Source organism: Methylobacterium oxalidis (assembly GCF_007992195.1).
Lineage (GTDB): Bacteria > Pseudomonadota > Alphaproteobacteria > Rhizobiales > Beijerinckiaceae > Methylobacterium > Methylobacterium oxalidis.
In genome coordinates this window covers 14,376-34,429 of record NZ_BJZU01000030.1, presented here as the reverse complement: position 1 = coordinate 34,429, position 20,054 = coordinate 14,376, and the positions used below count along the sequence as shown (strand labels likewise).

17 protein-coding genes are annotated in these 20,054 nt (G+C 71.1%); 8 read left to right on the top strand and 9 right to left on the bottom strand.

Annotated elements, in window-relative coordinates; translation table 11 throughout:
* Positions 1-267: 267 nt before the first annotated feature.
* The 4 genes from MOX02_RS09630 to MOX02_RS09615 are packed head-to-tail and all read right to left on the bottom strand — an operon-like array spanning position 268 to position 6,540.
* Positions 268-4,386: a glycosyltransferase gene (locus MOX02_RS09630; protein ID WP_147025574.1), complete on the bottom strand. Its 4,119-nt coding sequence runs from the start codon at positions 4,384-4,386 to the stop codon at positions 268-270.
* Complete coding sequence (locus tag MOX02_RS09625) at positions 4,383-5,042, bottom strand: LbetaH domain-containing protein (protein WP_147025573.1); 660 nt, start codon at positions 5,040-5,042, stop codon at positions 4,383-4,385. Before MOX02_RS09625 ends, MOX02_RS09630 begins: the two co-directional genes overlap by 4 nt.
* Positions 5,039-6,130 carry a DegT/DnrJ/EryC1/StrS family aminotransferase gene (locus tag MOX02_RS09620; RefSeq protein WP_147025572.1) on the bottom strand — a complete coding sequence of 364 codons (1,092 nt, stop codon included), beginning with the start codon at positions 6,128-6,130 and terminating at the stop codon, positions 5,039-5,041. The genes MOX02_RS09625 and MOX02_RS09620 overlap by 4 nt, the downstream gene beginning before the upstream one ends.
* Complete coding sequence (locus tag MOX02_RS09615) at positions 6,127-6,540, bottom strand: sugar 3,4-ketoisomerase (protein WP_170267773.1); 414 nt, start codon at positions 6,538-6,540, stop codon at positions 6,127-6,129. Before MOX02_RS09615 ends, MOX02_RS09620 begins: the two co-directional genes overlap by 4 nt.
* Positions 6,541-6,848: 308 nt before the next feature.
* Between MOX02_RS09615 and MOX02_RS09610 the strand changes: the two genes are divergently transcribed.
* Positions 6,849-7,058, top strand: a complete 210-nt coding sequence (locus MOX02_RS09610; protein WP_147025570.1) for a hypothetical protein — start codon at positions 6,849-6,851, stop codon at positions 7,056-7,058.
* 16 nt (positions 7,059-7,074) lie between these two features.
* On the opposite strand, the gene MOX02_RS09605 is transcribed toward MOX02_RS09610, so the two are convergent.
* Positions 7,075-7,311, bottom strand: a complete 237-nt coding sequence (locus MOX02_RS09605) for a hypothetical protein (protein WP_147025569.1) — start codon at positions 7,309-7,311, stop codon at positions 7,075-7,077.
* A gap of 208 nt (positions 7,312-7,519) precedes the next feature.
* Between MOX02_RS09605 and MOX02_RS09600 the strand changes: the two genes are divergently transcribed.
* Complete coding sequence (locus tag MOX02_RS09600; RefSeq protein ID WP_147025568.1) at positions 7,520-8,554, top strand: histone deacetylase family protein; 1,035 nt, start codon at positions 7,520-7,522, stop codon at positions 8,552-8,554.
* 159 nt (positions 8,555-8,713) lie between these two features.
* A complete protein-coding gene (locus tag MOX02_RS09595) occupies positions 8,714-8,959 on the top strand; it encodes a hypothetical protein (RefSeq protein ID WP_147025567.1) in 246 nt (81 codons plus the stop codon).
* A 63-nt stretch (positions 8,960-9,022) separates the two neighbouring features.
* Here the strand turns inward: MOX02_RS09595 and sucD are convergent, their stop codons facing one another.
* From sucD to MOX02_RS09575, 4 genes are all read right to left on the bottom strand, one after another.
* A complete protein-coding gene (gene sucD / locus MOX02_RS09590) occupies positions 9,023-9,934 on the bottom strand; it encodes a succinate--CoA ligase subunit alpha (RefSeq protein ID WP_174804901.1) in 912 nt (303 codons plus the stop codon).
* On the bottom strand, positions 9,931-11,058 hold the full coding sequence (locus MOX02_RS09585; protein WP_147025566.1) for a succinate--CoA ligase subunit beta: 1,128 nt from the start codon (positions 11,056-11,058) through the stop codon (positions 9,931-9,933). Before MOX02_RS09585 ends, sucD begins: the two co-directional genes overlap by 4 nt.
* Positions 11,055-12,551: an acylating sulfoacetaldehyde dehydrogenase gene (sauS, locus tag MOX02_RS09580; protein WP_147025565.1), complete on the bottom strand. Its 1,497-nt coding sequence runs from the start codon at positions 12,549-12,551 to the stop codon at positions 11,055-11,057. Before sauS ends, MOX02_RS09585 begins: the two co-directional genes overlap by 4 nt.
* A 68-nt stretch (positions 12,552-12,619) precedes the next feature.
* A complete protein-coding gene (locus tag MOX02_RS09575) occupies positions 12,620-13,927 on the bottom strand; it encodes an MFS transporter (RefSeq protein WP_147025564.1) in 1,308 nt (435 codons plus the stop codon).
* 241 nt (positions 13,928-14,168) lie between these two features.
* Between MOX02_RS09575 and MOX02_RS09570 the strand changes: the two genes are divergently transcribed.
* The 5 genes from MOX02_RS09570 to MOX02_RS09550 all read left to right on the top strand — a co-directional run bounded on the left by MOX02_RS09570 (position 14,169) and on the right by MOX02_RS09550 (position 19,821).
* On the top strand, positions 14,169-15,032 hold the full coding sequence (locus MOX02_RS09570; protein WP_147025563.1) for a LysR substrate-binding domain-containing protein: 864 nt from the start codon (positions 14,169-14,171) through the stop codon (positions 15,030-15,032).
* Positions 15,033-15,132: 100 nt separating this feature from the next.
* Positions 15,133-15,348 (top strand): hypothetical protein, encoded by a 216-nt coding sequence (locus MOX02_RS09565; protein WP_147025562.1) that lies wholly within the window; start codon positions 15,133-15,135, stop codon positions 15,346-15,348.
* Between the two features lie 224 nt (positions 15,349-15,572).
* Positions 15,573-17,300, top strand: coding sequence for a GMC family oxidoreductase (locus tag MOX02_RS09560; RefSeq protein ID WP_147025561.1), 1,728 nt, complete (start codon positions 15,573-15,575; stop codon positions 17,298-17,300).
* A 41-nt stretch (positions 17,301-17,341) separates the two neighbouring features.
* Positions 17,342-18,709, top strand: coding sequence for an MFS transporter (locus MOX02_RS09555; RefSeq protein ID WP_147025560.1), 1,368 nt, complete (start codon positions 17,342-17,344; stop codon positions 18,707-18,709).
* 41 nt (positions 18,710-18,750) lie between these two features.
* Complete coding sequence (locus MOX02_RS09550) at positions 18,751-19,821, top strand: YeiH family protein (protein WP_238178989.1); 1,071 nt, start codon at positions 18,751-18,753, stop codon at positions 19,819-19,821.
* The last annotated feature ends 233 nt before the right edge of the window (positions 19,822-20,054 follow it).

The window sequence follows — 20,054 nt, the reverse complement described above, 5'->3', positions numbered from 1 at the left end:
TCGGGCGATTATGGATCATATCTTCAGAGTTACTGATGCAGATTTAGCACGTTTATGAGATGTACTTGCTAAAGTGCCCGACAATGCCATGATATATAGGAAACCGCATCGGGATTTTCCGGCAACCATGCGCGGGAATGAATGGCAATCGGCGGCCGCGATGGTCCCTGCCTGCTCGGGACGTGGCGACGGAGCTCATCGGACAGGTTGCACCCGTCGGGTTGCCCCGTCGGCGACGTTCGACCGATCGACGCTGCGTCAGCGCCGTCAGTGGCGGCGCAGCCCCCTCCACAAACGTCTCGCGCTCTCGATCCGCGCGCGGTGGTACCAGCGCGGGCCGGGCCGCTCGGGGGCAGGGGCCTCGCGAGCCGCCGGCGGAATCGCATCCGCGGCCATCGAGCCGTCGGCCGCTCCCATGGCTGCAGTCCGGTTGGCCTCGGCCATCGCTGCCAGCGGGCGCGTGGCGAGGCGGGGCTCGTCCTCGTGCGTGACGAGGTGCGGACTCTGATAGGCGAAGCCCGCGAACGAGCCCCGCCGCTGCGCCCGCGTGCAGTCAGCCTCTCGGGCGAACCGCTCCGCGTCCTGAGGCGAGGCGTCGAACAGGCGCGTCGCTCCCTCGTGGTGGAGAAGCCCGGCGTGCGGCGTCCAGAGGACGCGCAGGCCCGCCTCGCGGGCGCGCAGGCAGAAATCGACGTCGCTCCAAGCCACGCGGAGGGTCTCGTCGATCCCGCCGAGCGCCTCGAAGACGGACCGCCGGAACGCCATGCAGGCGCCCGTCACCGCCGAGACGTTGCGAACGATCTCGATCTGGTCGAGGTAGCCGGAGGCGTTGCGTGAGGCGTAGCGCCAGACGTGGCGGGCTTCTCCGGAGGCATCGAACTCGATCCCGGCATGCTGCACCCGACCGTCGGGATAGAGGAGCTTGGCTCCGACCACGCCGACCTCCGGCCGCAGGGCGTGCGACACGAGCTCGTCGAGCCAGTGCGGTTCGAGCACCGCGGTATCATTGTTGAGGAGGACGAGGATGGCGCCCTCGGACCGGGCCACGCCGAGGTTGTTGAGCCGCGCCCAGTTGAAGATTCCGGCACAGGACACCGATCTGAATCGGGGATCGGCCGCCCGCTCCGCGAGGTAGGCCTGTGTCTCGGGGCCTGCACTCTCGTTGTCCAGGACGAGAATCTCGAAGTCGGGATACCGGGTTCCGGACAGGATGCTCTCGACGCAGGGGGCCAGGAGATCGAGCCGGTCCCGCGTCGGCACGATGATCGTGACCTTCGGCGTCTCCGGGCGGGCGTAACGCAGGCGCAGGATGCCGTTTCCTGGCTCGACGGCGGCGATCTCCGACCGCCTGCCACTCTCGTGGAGGAAGCGCTCGACGACGCCGGCCAGGTCTGCGGTGTCCGGGGCGGGTGTCTCGCGCCGGTGCGCGAGGAGCCGATGCGCGGCGCGGATCCGCTCCGGCGCGAGATGGTGCCCGGCTCTCAGCAGCAGGCTCCACTGGATGAGGCTGGGATCCGCCAGCCCCCCGGCGGCACCGGACCAGCCGCCGAGGCGCCCGATCAGGTCCGAGCGGAACAGGACGAGGCTCGACGGGGGACGGGCGAGGCAGGCATCCGGGTCCCAACGGCCGTTGAAGGCCGGATCGCTGCGGCGGCCTCCGGACGAGTGGATGTCCTGGTCGGTGAGCAGCACATCGGCCCCGTCGAGGAGCGGCTGGAGAGCGGCGACGACGTCGAGGGCGATCAGGTCACCGGGCCGGAGCAGCGCCGTGAAGGGGCCGCGGCACCGAGCCTGCGCCCGGTCGAGGACCAGGCCGGCGGCCGAACCGGCGTCCGCGTCGGATCGTGAAGCTTCCGTCGGATCCCCCGGCGCGCAGGCAAATCGACTCTGCCCGGCGCAGAGCGCGCGGGTTGCCGCGTCGCTCGCGGCATCGAGAGGAGCGAGCACGATCTGACAGGCCGCCCCCGCCGCCATCCGCCGCAGCAGCGCCACCTCCGCCCGGTCGGGCGGGCGGTCGATCAGGACGATCAAGGACAGGAGGAGCCCGCTCCCCGAAACGCTTGCCGAGGTGTCCGCGGGTCGGCGCGGTCCGCGCCGAAGGACTTCCGCCTCCTCGACCCACCACGCGTAGAGGTGAGGGGCGCCGAGCGGCAGCCCGTCCGGGTAGAGGCCGGGCAGGACCGCGTGCCGAGCCCGCACCTCGGGCGAGCGGACGAGCGTGACCGCGAGTTCGTCCGGCGCGAGGTCGCGCTCCGACTCGGACGGCGCCCGCCCGGCCGCCTGCCTGCAGAGGACGACCGCCGCAGTGTCTTCGCCGCGGAGAACCGCGAACTCGTGCGATGCGACGAAACCCTCAGCGATCCTGCGGAGGTCGCGGCCTTGGCGCAGCGCCCCGAGGTGATGCCGCAACCCGCCGTCGTCCGGGTCGCGCGCGAGCACGATCCGGTAGAGCAGGGCGATGTCGGTGAGGCGGCGGCACTCCGCGGCGTCGTGCGGATAGGCGAAGCCGCGCCCCGGCTGCCGGTGGAGATCGGCGATGATGCGGTCGCGCGCGGTCACGGCCTGCAGGCCGAACGCGTCGATCGTCCCGGCCTCGGCGCGCAATCGGTGGAAGTCCTCCGTCCGCGCAGCGGCCTCGTAGAAGACCTCCAGGGCGAAGTGCTGGTACTCGACGCGCGGGCTGCGCCGGGCGAGCTCGGCCACGCAGAGCGCCACAGGTCGATCCGCGGGGAAGGTATCGCCGGAGCCGTCAGGGCCGGGGCCGAACACGGCGTCGAAGCTCGCCCGGTCGAGATCGGCGAAGTGGCGCAGGATCTTCGTCTTCTCGAAGGCCGAGCGCAGGTGCGTGTCGGGCCGGGGCGCGCTCATGTTGGCGTCGCCCGCGCGGATGCGGAAGGCCGTCAGTTCCTCGTCCAGCACGTGGAAGGCTTGGCCCGCCACCAGCATCCGGATCCACATGTCGAGATCCTGGTAGTTCGTCAGGCGCGGGTCGTAGGCGCCGACCGCCTCGTAGGCGGAGCGCCGGATCATCGCGGTCGGCGCGCACAGGCAGTTGCCGTGGAAGAAGAACTGCCGCAGCCAGGAGCGGCGCGAGAAGTCGGGCAGGCGCAAGGGCGCGCGGAAGTCGTTGAAGGGCACGGTCGGCACGCCGCCCTCGTCGACCGCCCGCGGCATCCCGAACACCGCCGCGACGCCCGGGTTCGCCTCCAGGAAGGCGACCTGCCGGGCGAGCCGGCCGGGCAGGGCCCAATCGTCGGAGTTCAAAATCGCCAGGTAGCGTCCGCGGGCCCGGGCGATCGTCGCGTTCATGGCGCCCGAGATGCCGCGGTTTTCTGGGAGCACCTCCAGGCGGATGCGGGGATCCGCGAAACCGCGCACGATGTCCGCGGTGGCGTCAACCGAGGCGTCGTCCGTGACGACGATCTCGAAGTCCTGGAAGGTTTGGTCGAGGAGGCTCCGGATCGTCTGCGCCACGTAGGGTGCGTGGTTGTAGCTCTTGACGAGCACCGACACGAGCGGCGCCGGCTCATGGCGGCCAGCCTGTGCGGATGGAGGGTGCTCGGCCGGCGCGCGGACGATGTCGGAGCGCTCTTCCCACCAGAGGGGGCGGATCGCCGCGACGGCCGGGTCGAACCGCTTGGCCGAGAGATCGCGCGCCTCGCGCTCCATCTCGTCCCAGAAGGTGCGCAGCCTCGTCTCGCCCCAGAGATAGTGCCGGCCGTAGCCCTGCACCCGGTCGACCCGGCCGAGGCGCTCCGCCTGTGCGGCCTCGCGCGCGGCGTTCCGCGCGAAGCCGAGGTGCTTGTAGTGCCAGAGCATCAGCTCGTCGCGGGCCGGCAGGCGCAGGTCACCCTGCGGCTCGGCGGCGTGGCGCCCCGGGCCGAACCCGCTCTTGCGCAGAGCCTCGGGCTTGAAGACGCTGAGCTTGTTGAAGGCGATCCGCGGCCGGCCGCGGGTCACCCGGTCGACGAGCAGGCCGTGATCGTCGGGCATCTCCGGATGGTTCATGTCGAAGCCGAGGGCGGGGACCAGGGTGACGCCGAGCGACGCCTGCTCGGCGAGATATCCGGCCATCGCCCGGCCGCGAACATGAAGGTGCTCGTCGATCGCCGTGACGACCACCCAGTCGGCCACGTCCCGGCTCTCCTTCCAAGCCTCGTCCTGCATGGCCTTGTGGGAGAGCACGAAGGATTCCGCCTCGACCCGGGTGAACGCGCGCAGTTCGACCTTCGGGTGCGCCGCCAGGATCTCGCGGGAGCCGTCCGTCGAGCCGTCGTCGTAGACGACGTAGCGGTCGACGAAGCTGTCGTAGTGGCGGAAGAAGAAGCCGAGCATGTCGGCCTCGTCCCAGCAGACCGTGTAGAGGTGGACGACGGGCTTCGTCATGTCACGGGCAGACCCTGGTAGCCGCCGATGTCGCGGCGAACGATGCGGGCCGGATTGCCGAGGACGAGGCACCCATCCGGCACGTCCCGCGTCACCACGGCCCCGCCGCCCACGACGGCGTTCGCGCCGATCGTCCGCTCCGGCAGGATGGTGGCGCCGGCACCGGCGACGCTGCCGCGGCCCATCGTGACGTGGCCCGCCAGGACGACGCCCGGCCCGATCGAGACGAAGTCGCCGAGGTCCGCGTGGTGGCCGATGCTCGCCCCGCGGTTGACGAAGACGAAAGCGCCGAACCGGCTTGCCGCGCCGAGGCTGCAGCCGGCATTGACGTAGCAGCCCGACCCGAGGTCGATCCGGCGCGGAGCCGCGACGCTCGGGTCGATCAGGGTGAAAGGGTGCGCGAGGCCGCGCGCGGCCGCCTCACCCGCGGCCAATCGGCGGTGCGCGGGGGTGAACAGGGGCACGAGGAAGGGCAGGGCGAGGAGATCGGGCGAGAGCGCCTCGGGCGCCAGGATCGTCGCCGCTTCGGAGAGGTGGCTCTCGCACGGCCGGTTGCGGATGCCCGCAGCGAGGGCGAGCCCCGCCCGGTGCAGGCTCTCCTCCACGTCGGCCACCACGGGGGAACCGACGCCATACAGGAGCACGCGGGTCGTCACAGGGAAAAACCCCGAAGTGCCTGCGCGACCCGGGCCGGCGCCTCGTCCGCGACCTCGGGCTGGATCGGCAGGCTGAGAAGGGTCGCGGCGAGCGCGTCCGTGACGGGCAGCGGGCCGGTCGCGCCCTCGCGGAAGGCGGGGTGCCGGTGGAGGCCCGGAGCGTAGTGCACGGCGGTGCCGATGCCGGCCTCGGCGAGGTGGCGCATCAGGCGGTCGCGCTCTGGGTGGGTCACGGCGAACTGGTGATAGACGTGGCCCGGCGCCTCTGGGGGCAGGCCGAGGCCGGACAGGCTCAGGCAGGCCCGGTAGCGGGCCGCGATGGCGCGGCGCTCGGCGTTGCCGGCCTCGAGATGCGGCAGCAGCACGAGGAGGATCGCGGCCTGGATCTCGTCGAGGCGCGCGTTGAAGCCGAGGCCGCGGCTCACACGCTCGGGCCCCGCGAAGCCGTAGTGGCGCAGGGCCCGCAGCCGGTCCGCGAGGGCCGCGTCGCGGGTGAGGATCGCGCCGCCGTCGCCGACGCATCCGAGGTTCTTCGTCGGGTAGAAGGAGTAGGCGGCGGCGTGACCGAAGCTGCCGAGCGGCCGCCCCGCGAGGCTGGCGCCGTGGCACTGCGCGCAATCCTCGATCACCGCGAGGCCGTGATGCTCGGCGATCTTCATCAGCGCGGGCATGTCGGCGGGATGGCCGAACAGGTGCACGGGCAGGATCGCGGCCGTGCGCGCTCCCACCGCCTCCGCCACCCGGGCAGGATCGAGGCAGCGCGTGACCGGGTCGACGTCGACGAGCCGGGGCAGCGCGCCGCACTGGAGGACCGCCTGGGCCGTCCCCGCGAAGGTGAGGGCCGGCGCGATGACCTCGTCGCCGGGGCCGATCCCGAGGGCGCGCAGGGCCAGCGCCAGCGCCTCCGTGCCGGAGGCGACGCCGACGCCGTGCGGCTGCCCGGCACTGGCCGCGAAGGCCGCCTCGAAATCCGCCACCGCCTGCCCGAGGATGTAGGTGCTGCCGCCGAGGACGGAGGCGACCGCGCGGTCGATCTCCTCCCGGAAGCGGGCGATGCGCCGCGGAGGCGCCGCCTGCGGGATGGTCATGCGTGGCAATCCGCCAGGAACAGGTCCGGCCGCGCGCGGTCGTAGTGCCGGGTATCCTCGTAGAGTTCAGAGGCGCAGACGAGGAGGATCGTGCCGGCCTCGAACTCGCGCAGGTGGATCAGGATACCCGCGCGGATCCAGAGGCCCTGGTCGTACCGCTCCAGGCGAATGCCCGCGCGCTCGCCCCCGTTGTCGACCTCGACGAGAACCGATCCCTTCAGAACGACGAGGAACTCGTCGCAGGAATTGGCGTGGCCGCCGCGGATGGTCCCCGGCTTCTCCACCGCCATGAAGAACACGCGACGCGGTGCGAACGGAAGGTTCTCATGCGGCTCGAGCGCGACGAGCGCGCCGCGCGGGTCGGCGTGCACACGCTGATCGATGAGCTCGACGCCACGAACGACCTTCACAACCTGAGGATCCGCCATCATCAACTACGGAGATGAAAGATAGTACAGGCCGATCGAACCGAGGACAAATACCTATATACCCCTGATTACGTCGGGATAAATCGGCAATTTTGATTGCCGCACGACATACAATCTTGAGGTGTATGTCGTGCGGCATACATCCGGGTGTAACCGGCCTCCGTCTGCCAATGGTGCGGTGCCGCAAGCATTTCTGCGAACGCGTTTCGAATTTCAGGCTTGACCGTTGCGAGATTGCATCATGCAATGCGCACGCGATTCGCTGGGAACGCGATAATCGGGAGGCAGGCATGATGCTCGCTGAGATAGCCCGGATCATCGAGGCCAACGGCGCCGAGTTCGCGGACCGGGTCTTCGCATCGCTCGGCAAGGCTCATCCGGCGGAACTGTTCGAGGCGAGCCCTGCGGCACAGGATGCCATCGAGATGCTCCGGCGGCGCCGGGATCTGATGATCGCCCTCGACATGTGGCGGACCCCGCCCGTCCACGGTCAACTCTGAGGCGCGCCGCCGCGGCTCAACGCACGTAGCTCGGATAGACGACGCGAATGCGGCGACGGCCTTCGAGGGCCGTCTCGGCCGAGACGTGCGCGGCCGGGATCACCGCGGCATCGGCGGCCGGGGGCAGGGGCGCCGGCCCGTTCCGCACGGAAGCGGCCGGCTCCGCGACCGAGGGGATCGGCAGCGACAGGGTGAGCGCGCAGGCCGCCAGGAACGAGACGGCCACCACCGCCCAGATGTCGCGCGTGTTCATATCAGCTCCCCGATGTCCGAAATCTGCACTGCGCCGTTCCCGATAGGGAACGGATCGTCTTCGCGGAGACGGAGTCTGCAGGATCCGGACCCGGGAGCCGGGATGCGGGCCCGATCGACAGTATTGGTTAAATCCGCATCGCCCGAGATCTCGCGCCTTTCGCGAACCGGCTCCGAGCCCTAATCAGGACTGGGAGGAGCGGGACCCCATGCGCATCATCCACGACGCGCGCTCGGTAAAGCACGACCCCGAGCTGTTCTTCCGGCGCGGAAGCCTGATCCCGCATCCGGAGCGGGCGGACCGCTACCGCGTCCTGCGCGACGCCGCAGCGGCGGCCGGGCACCGGATCACGGAGGCGGCGGACCAGGGGCTCGGTCCCATCCGCGCCGTGCACGATGCCGGCTACCTCGACCTGCTCAGCACCGTGTGGGAGCGGCGTGCCGAGATCCCCGGCGTCGGCGACGAGATCCTCACCGGGCACTTCGCGCGGCCGCACATGCACCGCGCGCCGACGGGCCTTCTCGGGCGCCTCGGCCTGCATCTCGCCGACACCTCGACGCCGATCCGGGCCGGGACCTGGGAGGCGGTCTACGGCTCGGCGCAGGCGGCGATCGGGGGCGCCGACTGCGCGCTCGACGAGGGCCACGCCTACGCGCTGTGCCGGCCGCCGGGACACCACGCCTACGCCGACTCGGCGGGCGGATTCTGCTTTCTCAACAACGCCGCCATCGCCGCCGAACGGATGGTCGCCGCGACCGGCGGCCGGGTCGCGATCCTCGACATCGACGTGCACCACGGCAACGGCACGCAGGGCATCTTCTACGCCCGCGCGGACGTGCTCACGGTCTCGGTCCACGCCGACCCGGCCGACTACTTCCCGTTCTTCGCCGGCTACGCCGACGAGACCGGGTCCGGAGAAGGGACGGGCCACAACCGCAATCGGCCGCTGCCGCACGGCTCGGGCGACGGACCCTGGCTCGACGCGATCGGGGAGGCGCTCGCCGAGATCGCGGTCGCGCGGCCGGCCGCCCTCGTGGTGGCGCTCGGGCTCGACGCCTCGGAGCACGACCCGATCGGGGTGCTGCGGGTGACCGGGGCAGGCTTCGGGCAGGCCGCCCGGATGATCGCGGGCGCCGGACTGACGACGCTCCTCGTGCAGGAAGGCGGCTATCTCTGCGACGCCCTGCCGCGAAACTTGGTGACGTTCCTCGGCGCATTCGACGCGGCCCGGAACGGCGCCTGAGGAGTCTTCGAGGGAGAAAAGACGAACCTTCTCCTCATTGAGCGGCAGAAGAGAAGATCCATCTCGCCGAGACCTGAAATTTGCAAAACGCGACCATTGCTTCGGCGCCTTGATCCACGACATGAATCCGCGTGTTTGCTAGTCGGTGCCGCGGATCCCATGCGCCAGATTCAGTTTGATCCTTTCGGCGAGCCGGTGGCGCAGGATCTGCGCGCCGTCGGCCGCGGCGAGTCCCGCCAAGGTCCGGTCTCCCGGGCCGTGATGCGGTCGGGCGTCGGCCTGTTCTGGGTGCTGGTGATCGGCATCGTGGCCGCGCGCGTGGCCTATTTCGACCCGGACTTCGCCGAGAAGTTCGGCTCCGTCGCGGCCGTGACGACCTACATCCAGGCGCTGTTCAGCGCCTGACCGGCCGCGGGCGGGGCGATGCCGCCCCGCCGCCCCGCACGTTCCTTTCCCGAAGCGGCCCGCTCACGCGTGCAGCGGCACGGCCTGCGCGGCGTCCCGCGGGGCGCCGAGGGCCGACCGCAGCAGGTGCGGGATCTCGCCCGGCGTGTCGGCGACCGCGACGCCCGCGGCCTCCAGCGCCCGGCGCTTGCCCGCGTAGCTTCCGAAGGCGCCCGAGACGATGGCGCCGGCATGGCCCATCTTCTTGCCGGGTGGCGAGGCGCGGCCCGCGATGAAGGACACGACGGGCTTGCTCATGCCGGCCGCGTAGGCGGCGGCCTCCTCCTCCATCGCACCGCCGATCTCTCCGACCATCACGACCGCCCGGGTCGCTTCGTCCCGGTCGAGCGCCTCCAGCGCGTCGCGGGTCGTGGTGCCGATCATCGGGTCGCCGCCGATGCCGAGGAAGGCGGACTGGCCGATCCCGGCGCGGGTCAGGTTGAGGCAAATCAGGGTGCCGAGGCTGCCGCTGCGCGAGATCACGCCGACCTCGCCCGGCTGGAAGATGTTGCCGTTGTGCCCCGGCATGATGCCGACGAAGCCGTCGCCGGGCGTCACGATCCCGGCCGTATTCGGCCCGATGATGCGAGTGCCGTGGCCCGCGGCGGCGTGGTGGATCGCGATCACGTCGCGGGCGGGGATGTGCTCGGTGAGGATGACCACGGTCCGCGCGCCCGCCTCGATCGCGTCGAGGGCGGCGTCCCGCGCCGCCGCGGGCGGGATGAACATCACGGCCCAGTCGAAGGGCGTCCCGGCCATGGCCTCGCGCGCGGTTGCGTAGACGGGCAGGCCGAGGTGCCGCTCGCCCGCGCGCTTCGGGTTGACGCCGGCGACGACGTTGGTGCCGCAGGCGAGCATCTTCTCGGTCCAGAAGCTGCCCTGCTTGCCCGTCATGCCCTGGACGAGGACGCGGGCGTGCTGGCGATAGACGATCATCGGGCTGCCTCCACCGCGGCCTGCACCGCGTCTTCCATCATGTCGTAGGGCTCGACGCCGAGGCCGTCGCGCACGAGGCGCACGGCCTCGTCCTCGCCGGTCCCGTGGATCGAGAAGAACACCGGCACCGTGGGCGAGAGCCGCTTCCAGGCGGTCACGACGCCCTCGGCCATCACGTCGGTGCGGGCAAACGCCCCGCAGAAGTTGACGACGAGGCTCTTCACGCCGGGATTGGCGAGGACGAGGCGGAGCGCCGCCTCCGACTTGGTGTAGGCCTCGCCGCCGATCTCCAGGAAGTTCGCGGGCCGGCCTCCGCAATGGCTGATCACGTCCATCGTGGTCATGGTGAGCCCGGCCCCGTTCGCCAGCACGCCGACATTGCCGTCGAGCTGGATGAACTTGAGCCCCTGCTCCAGCCCCTCGCGCTCGAGCGCCGTCATCGGCTCGGGCGCGGCCGCGGCGGCGAGGTCCGCCTGCCGGAAGGCCGCGGAATCGTCGAGGGTGAGCTTGCAGTCGAGGGCGACGACGCGCCCGTCCGCGAGCAGCGCCAGCGGATTGACCTCGATCAGCTCCGCGTCGACTTGGCCGGAGATCCGGTAGAGGGCCGCGAGGATGCCGGGGATCGCCTCGGCCGCCGGCCCGAGGTCGAGGCCCGAGACGAGGGCGCGGGCCTCGGCCTCGGTGAAGCCCCGGTCGAGGTCGACCGGGTGGCGGCGCAGGGCCTCGGGGCGGCTCTCCGCCACCTCCTCGATGTCCATGCCGCCCTCGGTCGAGAACAGGACGAGGGGCCTGCGGCTCGCCGTGTCGTTGAGGATCGCCGCGTAGAACTCGCGGGCGATCTCGGCCCGCTCCTCCAGCAGGACCGATTCGACGGCGTGGCCGTCGATCGTCATGCCGAGGATGGCGCGCGCGACCTCAACCGCCTCCTCGGGCGAACGGGCGGCCCGGATGCCGCCGGCCTTGCCGCGCTTGCCGGTCGGCACCTGCGCCTTGACCATGCAGGGGCCGAACTCGGCGAAGGCGCTCCCGGCCTCCTCCGGCGTGCGGCAGTGCACGGCGCGGGGGACGGGGATGCCGGCGGGGGCGAGCACCCGCGCCTTGGCGACGTGTTCCAGGAAGTTCATCGGCCGGCCTCCGCTGAAGTCTCCTCGACGTAGCCGATCTTCTCCCAGTGCGGCCCGAACAGGTCGCGCGGGCTCGGCCGGTCCTCGGGGATCGGGGTGACGAGGTGGGTGATGTTGAGGAAGTGGCGGTAGCTCAGGTTCTCGGAGATGCTGTTCTTCTGCCAGGAGCCACAGCCCATGCTCAGCGTGAAGCCGAGGCCGGAGTTGAATCCGCCGCCGTTGCCGAAGGTGTGGGCGAAGTTCACGAGCACCCGCACCACGTCGAGATCGGCGGCGAGCTCCCGCGCGCGGGCCATGTCGGTGGTGTGGATGCCGCAGGAATGGCCCTTGCCCTGGTGCTCCAGGATCTCGGCGACCCGCGCCTTGGCCGCCGCAAAGTCCTTCGCCCGGTAGACGGTGAGGACGAGGGCGAGCTTCTCGCCGGAGAACGGGTGGGCGCGGCCGACCCCCTCCTCCTCCACGAGGAAGAACCTGCTGCCGCGCGCCTCCGGCGGCAGCTCGAACGCCTCGGCCAGCACCGCGGCGTCGCGGGCGATGAGGTCGCGGTTGAGCTTGCCCTTGACCCAGAGCCGCTCGGCCACGCGGCCCTTCTCCTCCGGCGTGCAGAGATAGGCGCCGGCCCGCTCGAGCGCCGCGATCGCCTGATCGTAGACCGCGTCGACGATGACGACGGAATTCTCCGACGAGCAGGAGGTGGAATTGTCGAAGATCTTCGAGTCGCGGATCTTCTCGGCCGCCGCGTCGAGATCGGCGGTCTCGTCGATCATCACCGGCACGTTGCCCGCGCCGACGCCGATCGCGGGCGTGCCGCTGGAATAGGCGCGCCGGACGTTGTCCTGCGAGCCCGTCACCACGATCAGGTCGCAGGCCCGCATCAGGGCCTCGGTCGAGTCCTTCGTCACGGGCTCGGGCAGGATCTGGACGAGGTCGGCGGGCAGCCCGATCCGCTCCAGCTCCTCGCGCATCAGCGCGACGATGCGGGCCGTCGTCCGGTAGCCCAAGGGCGAGGGGGCGATGACGATGGCGTTGCGGCCCTTGACCGCCATCATCGCCTTGTTGACGGGCGTGGCGCCCGGGTTCGTCGAGGGCGTCACTGCGCCGATCACGCCCATGGGCTTGGCGTACTTCACGAGCCCCTTGGCGTGGTCCTGCTCGATGATGCCGACGGAGCGCCCGCGCAGCAGATCGCGGAGCGTGCCGAAGGTCTTGCGCTGCTTCTTGACGATCTTGTCCGCCACGTTGCCGAGGCCGGTATCGGCCACCGCGAGCTCGGCGAGCTCGCGGGCGTTCTCGGGCTTGTAGAGCGACCAGGCGAGCGCCCGGACGGCGGCGTCGGCCCCTTCCTGGTCGGCCTCGGCGAAGATCTTCTGGGCGGCGCGGGCCCGGCGCATCACCGCCTCGACGGGCGCGGGGTCGACGGTCCGATCGACGGGCTTCGGGGTGATCGGCAGCGGCTCGGACCGGCCGATCGGCTGGGCGACGGCGACGGACATGGGCGACTCCTTGGCGCTTGTGAGGGTTCGGGGTCCGTGATCGGGCCTGCGCGGCCCGCCATCTCCGGTCAGGCGGTGGGCCTGACCGGCACGGGCGAGGTGAGGGCGGCGGCCTGCGGCTCCTCGTCGTCGAGGAAGGGCTCGTCGGGCCGCATCCGCAGCGCCAGCACGGCGCCGAGGAGCAGGAGGCCCAGGGAGGCGACGAAGGGCAGGTCCCAGCGGCCGGTGGCGTCGATGACGGCGCCGAAGACGACCGGCGAGATCATGCCGGCGAGCCCGAAGCCGAAGTTCATGAAGCCGCTGGCGGTGCCCGAGTGCTGGGGCGCGATGTCCATCGGCACCGCCCAGATCGGGGCGACGATCAGCTCGGCGAAGAAGAACGCGCCGCTGAGGCAGAGGGCGATGGTGACGAGGTCCGTCACGAACAGCACCGGCAGCATGAACAGGAAGGCTCCGAGGAAGCCCACCACGATGACGCTGACGCGGGCCTTCGAGACGCTGCCCGTCCGGCGCAGGATGCGGTCGCTGACGACGCCGCCCACCGTGTCGCCGACGACGCCGGCGAAGAACACGCCCGAGGCGAAGATGGCCGACTTCTTGATGTCGAGATTGTGCTGGTGGAGGAAGTACGACGGGATCCAGTTGAGGAACAGCCACAGGGTCCAGCCGTAGCAGAAGTCGGTCAGCGTCACCGGCAGCATCCGCTTCAGGAGGCGCCGCCACGGCACCGCCCGGCGCTCGGAGGCGATCCTCATCTTCGGCAGCACGTCGAGCTCGGCCTGGGTGACGTGCTTGTGCTCGCGCGGATCGTCCCGGAAGTAGAACCACCACAGCGCCACCCAGGCGAAGCTGATCAGGCCGACGATGACGAACGAGTCGCGCCAGGACAGGGCCACGATCAGGAGGGCGATCAGCGGCGGCGTCACCGCGTTGCCGAGCCGGGCGAAGGCGTGGGTGATCCCCTGCGCGAAGCCGCGCCGGTCGGCCGCCATCCAGTTGGAGAGGGCGCGGGTCGCGGTCGGGAAGGCCGAGCCCTCGCCGATGCCGAGGATGAAGCGGGCGAGGATCAGCGAGACCGCCCCCTCGACGAAGCCGATCATCACGGTGGCGGCCGACCAGATGGCGCCGCAGATGAGCAGCGTCAGGCGCGGGCCGAGCCTGTCGCCGAGCCAGCCGCCGGCGATCTGGAAGAACGCGTAGGGGTAGGCGAAGGCCGAGAAGGCGAGGCCGAGCTCGGTGTTGCTGAGGCCGAGCTCCTTCTGCATGGCGGGCGCGGCGGTGCCGATGTTCACCCGGTCGATGTAGGTGACCAGGTACATCAGGCAGATGATGAACAGGACGCGGTCCGTGGCCTTGAAACGACTGAGCCCAAGCATGCTGCTGCCCTCTTGACGGAGGCCGCGAAGTCGAGCCGGGGCGGCGCGCAAGTTCAGGCGCGGCCCGAGACTGTCCTCGACGGCCGATTGGCGTTCCTCAACCTTCGCGGTGCGGCCTCCATCAGGTCTTGAGTGCCTGACATTCGAGGCGGGACCGCGCCACAGGGTCACACGCTAACCATTGCCAACGGTCACGGGAAATTTATTGTCTGCATCGCGATCATTCAGGAAATTGATCGGAATGATTCCGGATCTTGAGATTCCGCTGCTGCGCACCTTCGTGGCGGTGAACGACACCGGGAGCATCACCCTGGCGGGCCGGCAGGTCGGGCGCACGCAGCCGGCGGTGACCCACCAGATGCACCGCCTGGAGAAGGCCCTGGGCAAGCCGCTCTTCGCGGGCGACCGCCGCCACCTCACCCTCACCCGCGAGGGCGAGATGCTGCTCGGCTACGCCCGGACCCTGCTCGGCCTCAACGACGAGATCCGCGACCGCTTCCAGGCCCCGGACATCTCCGGCCACGTCCGCCTCGGCGTGCCGGACCTCTACGCCGCCTTCCTGCTCCCGGCCGTGCTCGGCGGCTTCGCCCGCGCCTACCCGCAGATCGAGATCGAGTTGCGATGCTCGCGCAGCGTCCATCTCCACGCGGCCCTGGAGCGGGAGGAGATCGACATCGCCCTGATGACACGCCAGCCCGAGTTCGAGGGCGGCACGACCGTGCGCGAGGAGCCGCTGATCTGGGTCGCCGCCCGCGACTATCCGGTCGGTGCGAGCGGCCCGCTGCCCCTGGCGCTCCTGCCCGCGGGCAGCCTCTACCGGCAGCGCGCCCTCGACGCGCTCGGCCACGTCGGGCGCTCCTGGACGGTGACGGCGGTGAGCGACAGCATCGCCGGGCTGCAGGCGGCGGTCTATGCCGGGCTCGCGATCTCGATCTTCCCCCTCTGCGCGCTGAGCCACCACGTGCGCCGCCTGGGACCGGCGGACGGATTGCCGGTCCTGCCGGCGCTGGAGATCGTGCTGCAGCGCAAACCGAGCGAGATCTCCGCGGCCGCCGAGCATCTCGCCCAGTACATCGTCAGCGAGCTCGGCAACGCGTCTCGCTGACATTGCTGCCATGCAGCGTGGCAGGCCGAAGATTTTTGCAGTGCACAAAGAGCTGTGATAGCTCGGGCCTCGATCGAAGCCACCGAATCCCATCGCCGCGATGAACGACCTCGACCGCCTCCACCAGATCCTGCCCTTCGCCGCGGCCCTCTTCCTGCTGACCGGCACGGCGCAGATCCAGGCGACGCAGCCCCCCGCCCGGCACGCCGGCTCCGGTTTCTCGGTCGAGCGGGTGGTCGCGGGCGCGAAGTGGCACATGCTCCAGATCGCCAAGAACGAGCGGAACGAGGCGCTGGCCTTCTCTCCGAGCAACTGAGGTCGGCGACGCCCGGTCCGATCGCGCCGGGCACCCTGAGCCGTCCTCCTCGCTCCCAGCCCTGCAGCAGCCTCGGAAGGCACGATGTCCGGCGCGCCGCGCCCGGCCGCGCGCATTGACACATGCGCCATTTCCTCATCTAATCGAACATAACGTACCGTTTTTCGAGATTTTTCGGGGAAACGGGCGGAACGGGGAAACGCAGCGGGGCGAGGGAGTCGGCGATGGAGCGCGACCACTTCGACTACGTCGTTGTCGGTGGCGGCACGGCCGGGTGCGTCCTCGCCAACCGGCTCTCCGCGGACGGCCGGCACCGCGTGCTGCTCCTCGAGGCGGGTCCGCGCGACCGCTCCCCCTGGATCCATCTTCCCATCGGCTACGGGAAGACGATGTTCCACAAGACCCTGAACTGGGGCTTCTACACCGAGCCCGAGCCGAACATGCACGACCGGCGGATCTACTGGCCGCGCGGGCGCACGCTCGGGGGCTCGTCCTCGATCAACGGCCTGATCTACATCCGCGGCCAGGCAGAGGATTACGACCGCTGGGCGGCGCAGGGAAATCCCGGCTGGTCCTGGCGCGAGGTGCTGCCCGACTTCATCCGCTCCGAGCACAACAGCCGCGGGCGCGGCCCCGCCCACGGGGCTGACGGGCCGCTCTGGTGCTCGGATATCGGGGTGCCCCACCCGCTGATCGAAGCGATCATCGCGGGCGCCGCGGAACTCGGCGTGCCCCGCACCGAGGATTTCAACGGCGGCGACCAGGATGGCGCCGGCTACTACCAGCTCTTCACCCGCAACGGCCGGCGCTGCAGCACCGCGGTCGCCTACCTGCGCCCTGCCGCCGGGCGCGCCAACCTGCGCGTCGAGGTGAACGCCCACGCGACCGGCCTCGTTCTCGACGGGCGCCGCGCGGTCGGCGTCCGCTACCGCCAGGGCGGATCGATGCGCGAGGCGCGCGCCGGCCGGGAGGTGATCCTGGCGGCCGGCGCCCTCCAGAGCCCGCAGCTCCTCCTCCTGTCGGGGATCGGGCCGGCCGCCGAACTCGGCCGCCACGGCATCGGCGTGGTCCACGACCTGCCCGGCGTCGGCGAGAACCTGCAGGACCATCTCCAGATCCGGCTGATGTACCGGGTCGCGAAGCCCATCACCACGAACGACGATCTCGCCTCGCTGCGGGGCAAGGCGAAGATCGGCCTGCAATGGCTCCTGCACCGGAGCGGGCCGCTCGCCGTCGGCATCAACCAGGGCGGCCTGTTCACCCGCGTGATGCCGGGCGCCGGCACCCCCGATGTCCAGTTCCATTTCGCGACGCTCTCCGCGGACCTCGCCGGCGCCAAGCCCCATCCCTGGTCGGGCTGCACCTTCTCGGTCTGCCAGCTCCGGCCGGAATCGCGCGGCAGCGTCACCCTGCGCAGCGCCGACCCGTTCGCGGCGCCGGTGATGCGGGCGAACTACCTCGCCACGGAGACCGACCGGCGCTGCACGGTCGAGGGCATCAAGTTCGCGCGCCGCCTCGCCGGCACCCGGGCGCTGAGCCACCTGCTGGTGGAGGAATACAGGCCGGGCGCGGCCGTGCGGGACGACGCGGCGCTCCTCGCGTTCGCCCGCGCGTCGGGAGCGACCATCTTCCATCCCGCCGGCACCTGCCGCATGGGGGACGACCCGATGGCCGTGGTGGACGCGCGCCTGCAGGTGCGCGGCGTGGCCGGGCTCAGGGTGGTCGACTGCTCGATCATGCCGACGCTGGTTTCCGGCAACACCAGCGCGCCCGTGGTCATGATCGCCGAGAAGGCCTCCCGCATGATCCTGGCGGACGCGCGGGACGCGGCGGCGGACCGGGCTGCGTCGGCCCGGCTGCCCGCGGAGGATCCGGCGCGCCGTCCCGCGCCGGAAGCGGCGGAGGCGATCCACCGGCGCGGACCGGGCCCGGGCGGCGCGGCACCCATCTGAACCGGGCCTTGGAACAGGGGCCGGCATGGCAGGAGGCGGGCATGGCGGAGATCGGGAGAGACGCGCGGCGTGACGGGGCCCCGGCCGGCCTCAGGCGGGTGGTCGCGGCCGCGCTGATCGGAGCGACGATCGAGTGGTACGACTTCTTCCTCTACGGGGTCGTGGCCGGCATCGTCCTGAACAAGCTCTACTTCCCGGCGAGCGATCCCCTCGTCTCGACGCTGCTGGCCTACGCCACCTTCGCGGTCGGCTTCGTGGCGCGCCCCCTCGGCGGCGTCGTGTTCGGGCATTTCGGCGACCGCATCGGCCGCAAGAGCATGCTCGTCATCACCCTGATGCTGATGGGCGTGGCGACCTTCCTGATCGGGCTCGTGCCCACCTACGCGCAGATCGGCGTCGCCGCGCCGGTCCTGCTCCTCCTCCTGCGCGTCGTCCAGGGCATCGGCCTCGGCGGCGAGTGGGGCGGGGCGGTGCTGATGGCCTTCGAGTACGCGCCGCCCGAGCGGCGGGGGCTCTACGCCAGCATCCCGCAGATCGGCCTCGCGCTCGGCCTCTGCCTCGCCTCCGGCGTCGTGGCGGCCCTCTCCTACACCCTGAACGAGGAGCAGTTCCTCTCCTACGGCTGGCGGCTCGCCTTCCTCTTGAGCGTCGCCCTCGTCGCGGTCGGCGCCTACATCCGCCTGAACGTCATGGAGACGCCGGAATTCGCGGCCGTGAAGGAGGAGAACCGCGAGGCCGCCATCCCCTTCGTGGCGATGATCCGCGGCTATCCGAGGAACGTCCTCGCCGGCATGGGCGCGCGGATGGTCGACGGCGTCATCTTCAACATCTTCGCGGTGTTCTCGATCGGCTACCTCACCCAGACGCTCCACGTGCCGCGCACGCAGGCGCTCCTCGGGGTCGCGGTGGCGGCGATCGTGCTGTGCGGCACGATCCCGCTGTTCGGCTGGCTCTCCGACCGTCTCGGGCGCACGCGCGTCTACGCCTGGGGCTCGCTGGTCACGGGCCTGTCCGCCTTCCCGGCCTTCTGGATCTTCCTCGCCCACCCGGAGAGCACCACGGCGATCTGGCTCGCCCTGATCGTGCCCTTCGGCATCCTCTATGCTTCCGTCTACGGGCCGGAGGCGGCCCTGTTCTCGGAGCTGTTCCCGGCGCGGGTTCGGTACACGGGGATCTCGTTCGTCTATCAATTCTCGGGCATCTTCGCGAGCGGGCTGACGCCGATCATCGCGACCGCGCTGCTCCAGGTTTCGGGCGCCGACAGGCCGTGGCTCGTCTGCGCCTACTGCGCCCTCGCCGGGCTGATCAGCGCGGCCTCCGCGATCTGGATCGGCCGGGCCGGGCAGCGCGAGGTCGCGCGGGCGGAGGCCGAAGCGCCGCGCCCGGCCGGCCGGACGCTGCCGGCCTGACGGGGCAGGGGAGCGCGCAAGAAGAGGGGAGCGGATCGTTGCTGCAGGACAATAGGCCGGTGCGGGCACCTTCCGGCGTGCGGCGCTGGCGCGGACGCCTCGCGGAGCTGCTGCCCGGGGTCGGGCTCTGCCTCGCCGTGACCGGGATCTCGCTGGCGCTGCAGGCGGGCGAGGAGCACGCCTTCGGCCACCCCTACGTCGAGGCCCTCGTCATCGCGATCCTGCTCGGCATGGCGCTGCGCACGCTCTGGGAGCCGAGCCCGCGCTGGCGGCCCGGCATCGCCTTCAGCGCGAAGCAGCTCCTCGAGGTCGCCGTGATGCTGCTCGGCGCCTCGATCAGCCTCGCGGCCATCGTCGCCTCCGGCCCGGTCCTGCTCGGCGCCATCGTCGCCGCGGTCTTCGTCACGATCGCGGCGAGCTACGGCATCAGCCGCCTGCTCGGGCTGCCGCCGCGCATCTCCATCCTGATCGCCTGCGGCAACTCGATCTGCGGCAATTCCGCGATCGCCGCGGTGGCGCCGGTGATCGGGGCGGACAGCGACGACGTCGCCTCCTCGATCTCGTTCACGGCGATCCTCGGCGTGGTGATGGTGCTGGGCCTGCCGCTGCTGATCCCGCTGCTCGGCCTCAGCGCCACGCAGTACGGCATCCTGGCGGGGCTGACCGTCTACGCCGTGCCGCAGGTGCTCGCCGCGACCGTGCCGGCGGGGCTCGTCAGCACGCAGATCGGGACGCTCGTGAAGCTCGTGCGCGTGCTGATGCTCGGCCCCGTCGTCGTGTCGCTGTCGCTGATGGCCTCCCGCTTCCGGAGCGACGCGGCGGAGGGGCGGGGCCGGCGCTTCGACCTCCTCAAGCTGGTGCCCTGGTTCATCCTGGGCTTCCTCGGCCTCGCCGCCCTGCGCTCGCTCGGCCTCGTGCCGGACATCGCGATCTGGCCGATCACCAAGACGGCGGGCCTCCTCACCGTGGTCTCGATGGCGGCCCTCGGCCTCGGCGTCGACGTCCGGGTGATCGGCCGCGTCGGCGGCCGGGTGACGGCGGCGGTGACCCTCTCCCTGTTCCTGCTCCTGCTCGTCAGCCTCGGGCTGATCCACCTGTTGCGGCTCGGATAGCGGCTGGGAAGGGCAGGCGCCGTCGCGCAGGCACGGCCCTTCCCATCGAGCACCCACCTCTCCCGTCCGGGAGGTCTGAGTCGGCGACAGCCGACCGGGTGAGGGATGCGACATCTCCGGAAAACGCGCACCCCTCACCCCAGCCCTCTCCCGAACGGGAGAGGGAGCGCGTCGCGCCCGTTCCGTTCCGTTCGGGGCAGGAGGCTTCGGCGCGCCAACGTCGATCCGCCAAA

Excerpts from the sequence above, each read along its gene's own strand:
- MOX02_RS09630 (WP_147025574.1), bottom strand. The coding sequence starts at position 4,386 with ATGACGAAGCCCGTCGTCCACCTCTACACGGTCTGCTGGGACGAGGCC.
- MOX02_RS09620 (WP_147025572.1), bottom strand. The coding sequence starts at position 6,130 with ATGACCATCCCGCAGGCGGCGCCTCCGCGGCGCATCGCCCGCTTCCGG.
- MOX02_RS09610 (WP_147025570.1), top strand. The coding sequence starts at position 6,849 with ATGATGCTCGCTGAGATAGCCCGGATCATCGAGGCCAACGGCGCCGAG.
- MOX02_RS09605 (WP_147025569.1), bottom strand. The coding sequence starts at position 7,311 with ATGAACACGCGCGACATCTGGGCGGTGGTGGCCGTCTCGTTCCTGGCG.
- MOX02_RS09600 (WP_147025568.1), top strand. The coding sequence starts at position 7,520 with ATGCGCATCATCCACGACGCGCGCTCGGTAAAGCACGACCCCGAGCTG.
- MOX02_RS09595 (WP_147025567.1), top strand. The coding sequence starts at position 8,714 with ATGCGCCAGATTCAGTTTGATCCTTTCGGCGAGCCGGTGGCGCAGGAT.
- sucD (WP_174804901.1), bottom strand. The coding sequence starts at position 9,934 with ATGATCGTCTATCGCCAGCACGCCCGCGTCCTCGTCCAGGGCATGACG.
- MOX02_RS09585 (WP_147025566.1), bottom strand. The coding sequence starts at position 11,058 with ATGAACTTCCTGGAACACGTCGCCAAGGCGCGGGTGCTCGCCCCCGCC.
- sauS (WP_147025565.1), bottom strand. The coding sequence starts at position 12,551 with ATGTCCGTCGCCGTCGCCCAGCCGATCGGCCGGTCCGAGCCGCTGCCG.
- MOX02_RS09575 (WP_147025564.1), bottom strand. The coding sequence starts at position 13,927 with ATGCTTGGGCTCAGTCGTTTCAAGGCCACGGACCGCGTCCTGTTCATC.
- MOX02_RS09570 (WP_147025563.1), top strand. The coding sequence starts at position 14,169 with ATGATTCCGGATCTTGAGATTCCGCTGCTGCGCACCTTCGTGGCGGTG.
- MOX02_RS09565 (WP_147025562.1), top strand. The coding sequence starts at position 15,133 with ATGAACGACCTCGACCGCCTCCACCAGATCCTGCCCTTCGCCGCGGCC.
- MOX02_RS09560 (WP_147025561.1), top strand. The coding sequence starts at position 15,573 with ATGGAGCGCGACCACTTCGACTACGTCGTTGTCGGTGGCGGCACGGCC.
- MOX02_RS09555 (WP_147025560.1), top strand. The coding sequence starts at position 17,342 with ATGGCGGAGATCGGGAGAGACGCGCGGCGTGACGGGGCCCCGGCCGGC.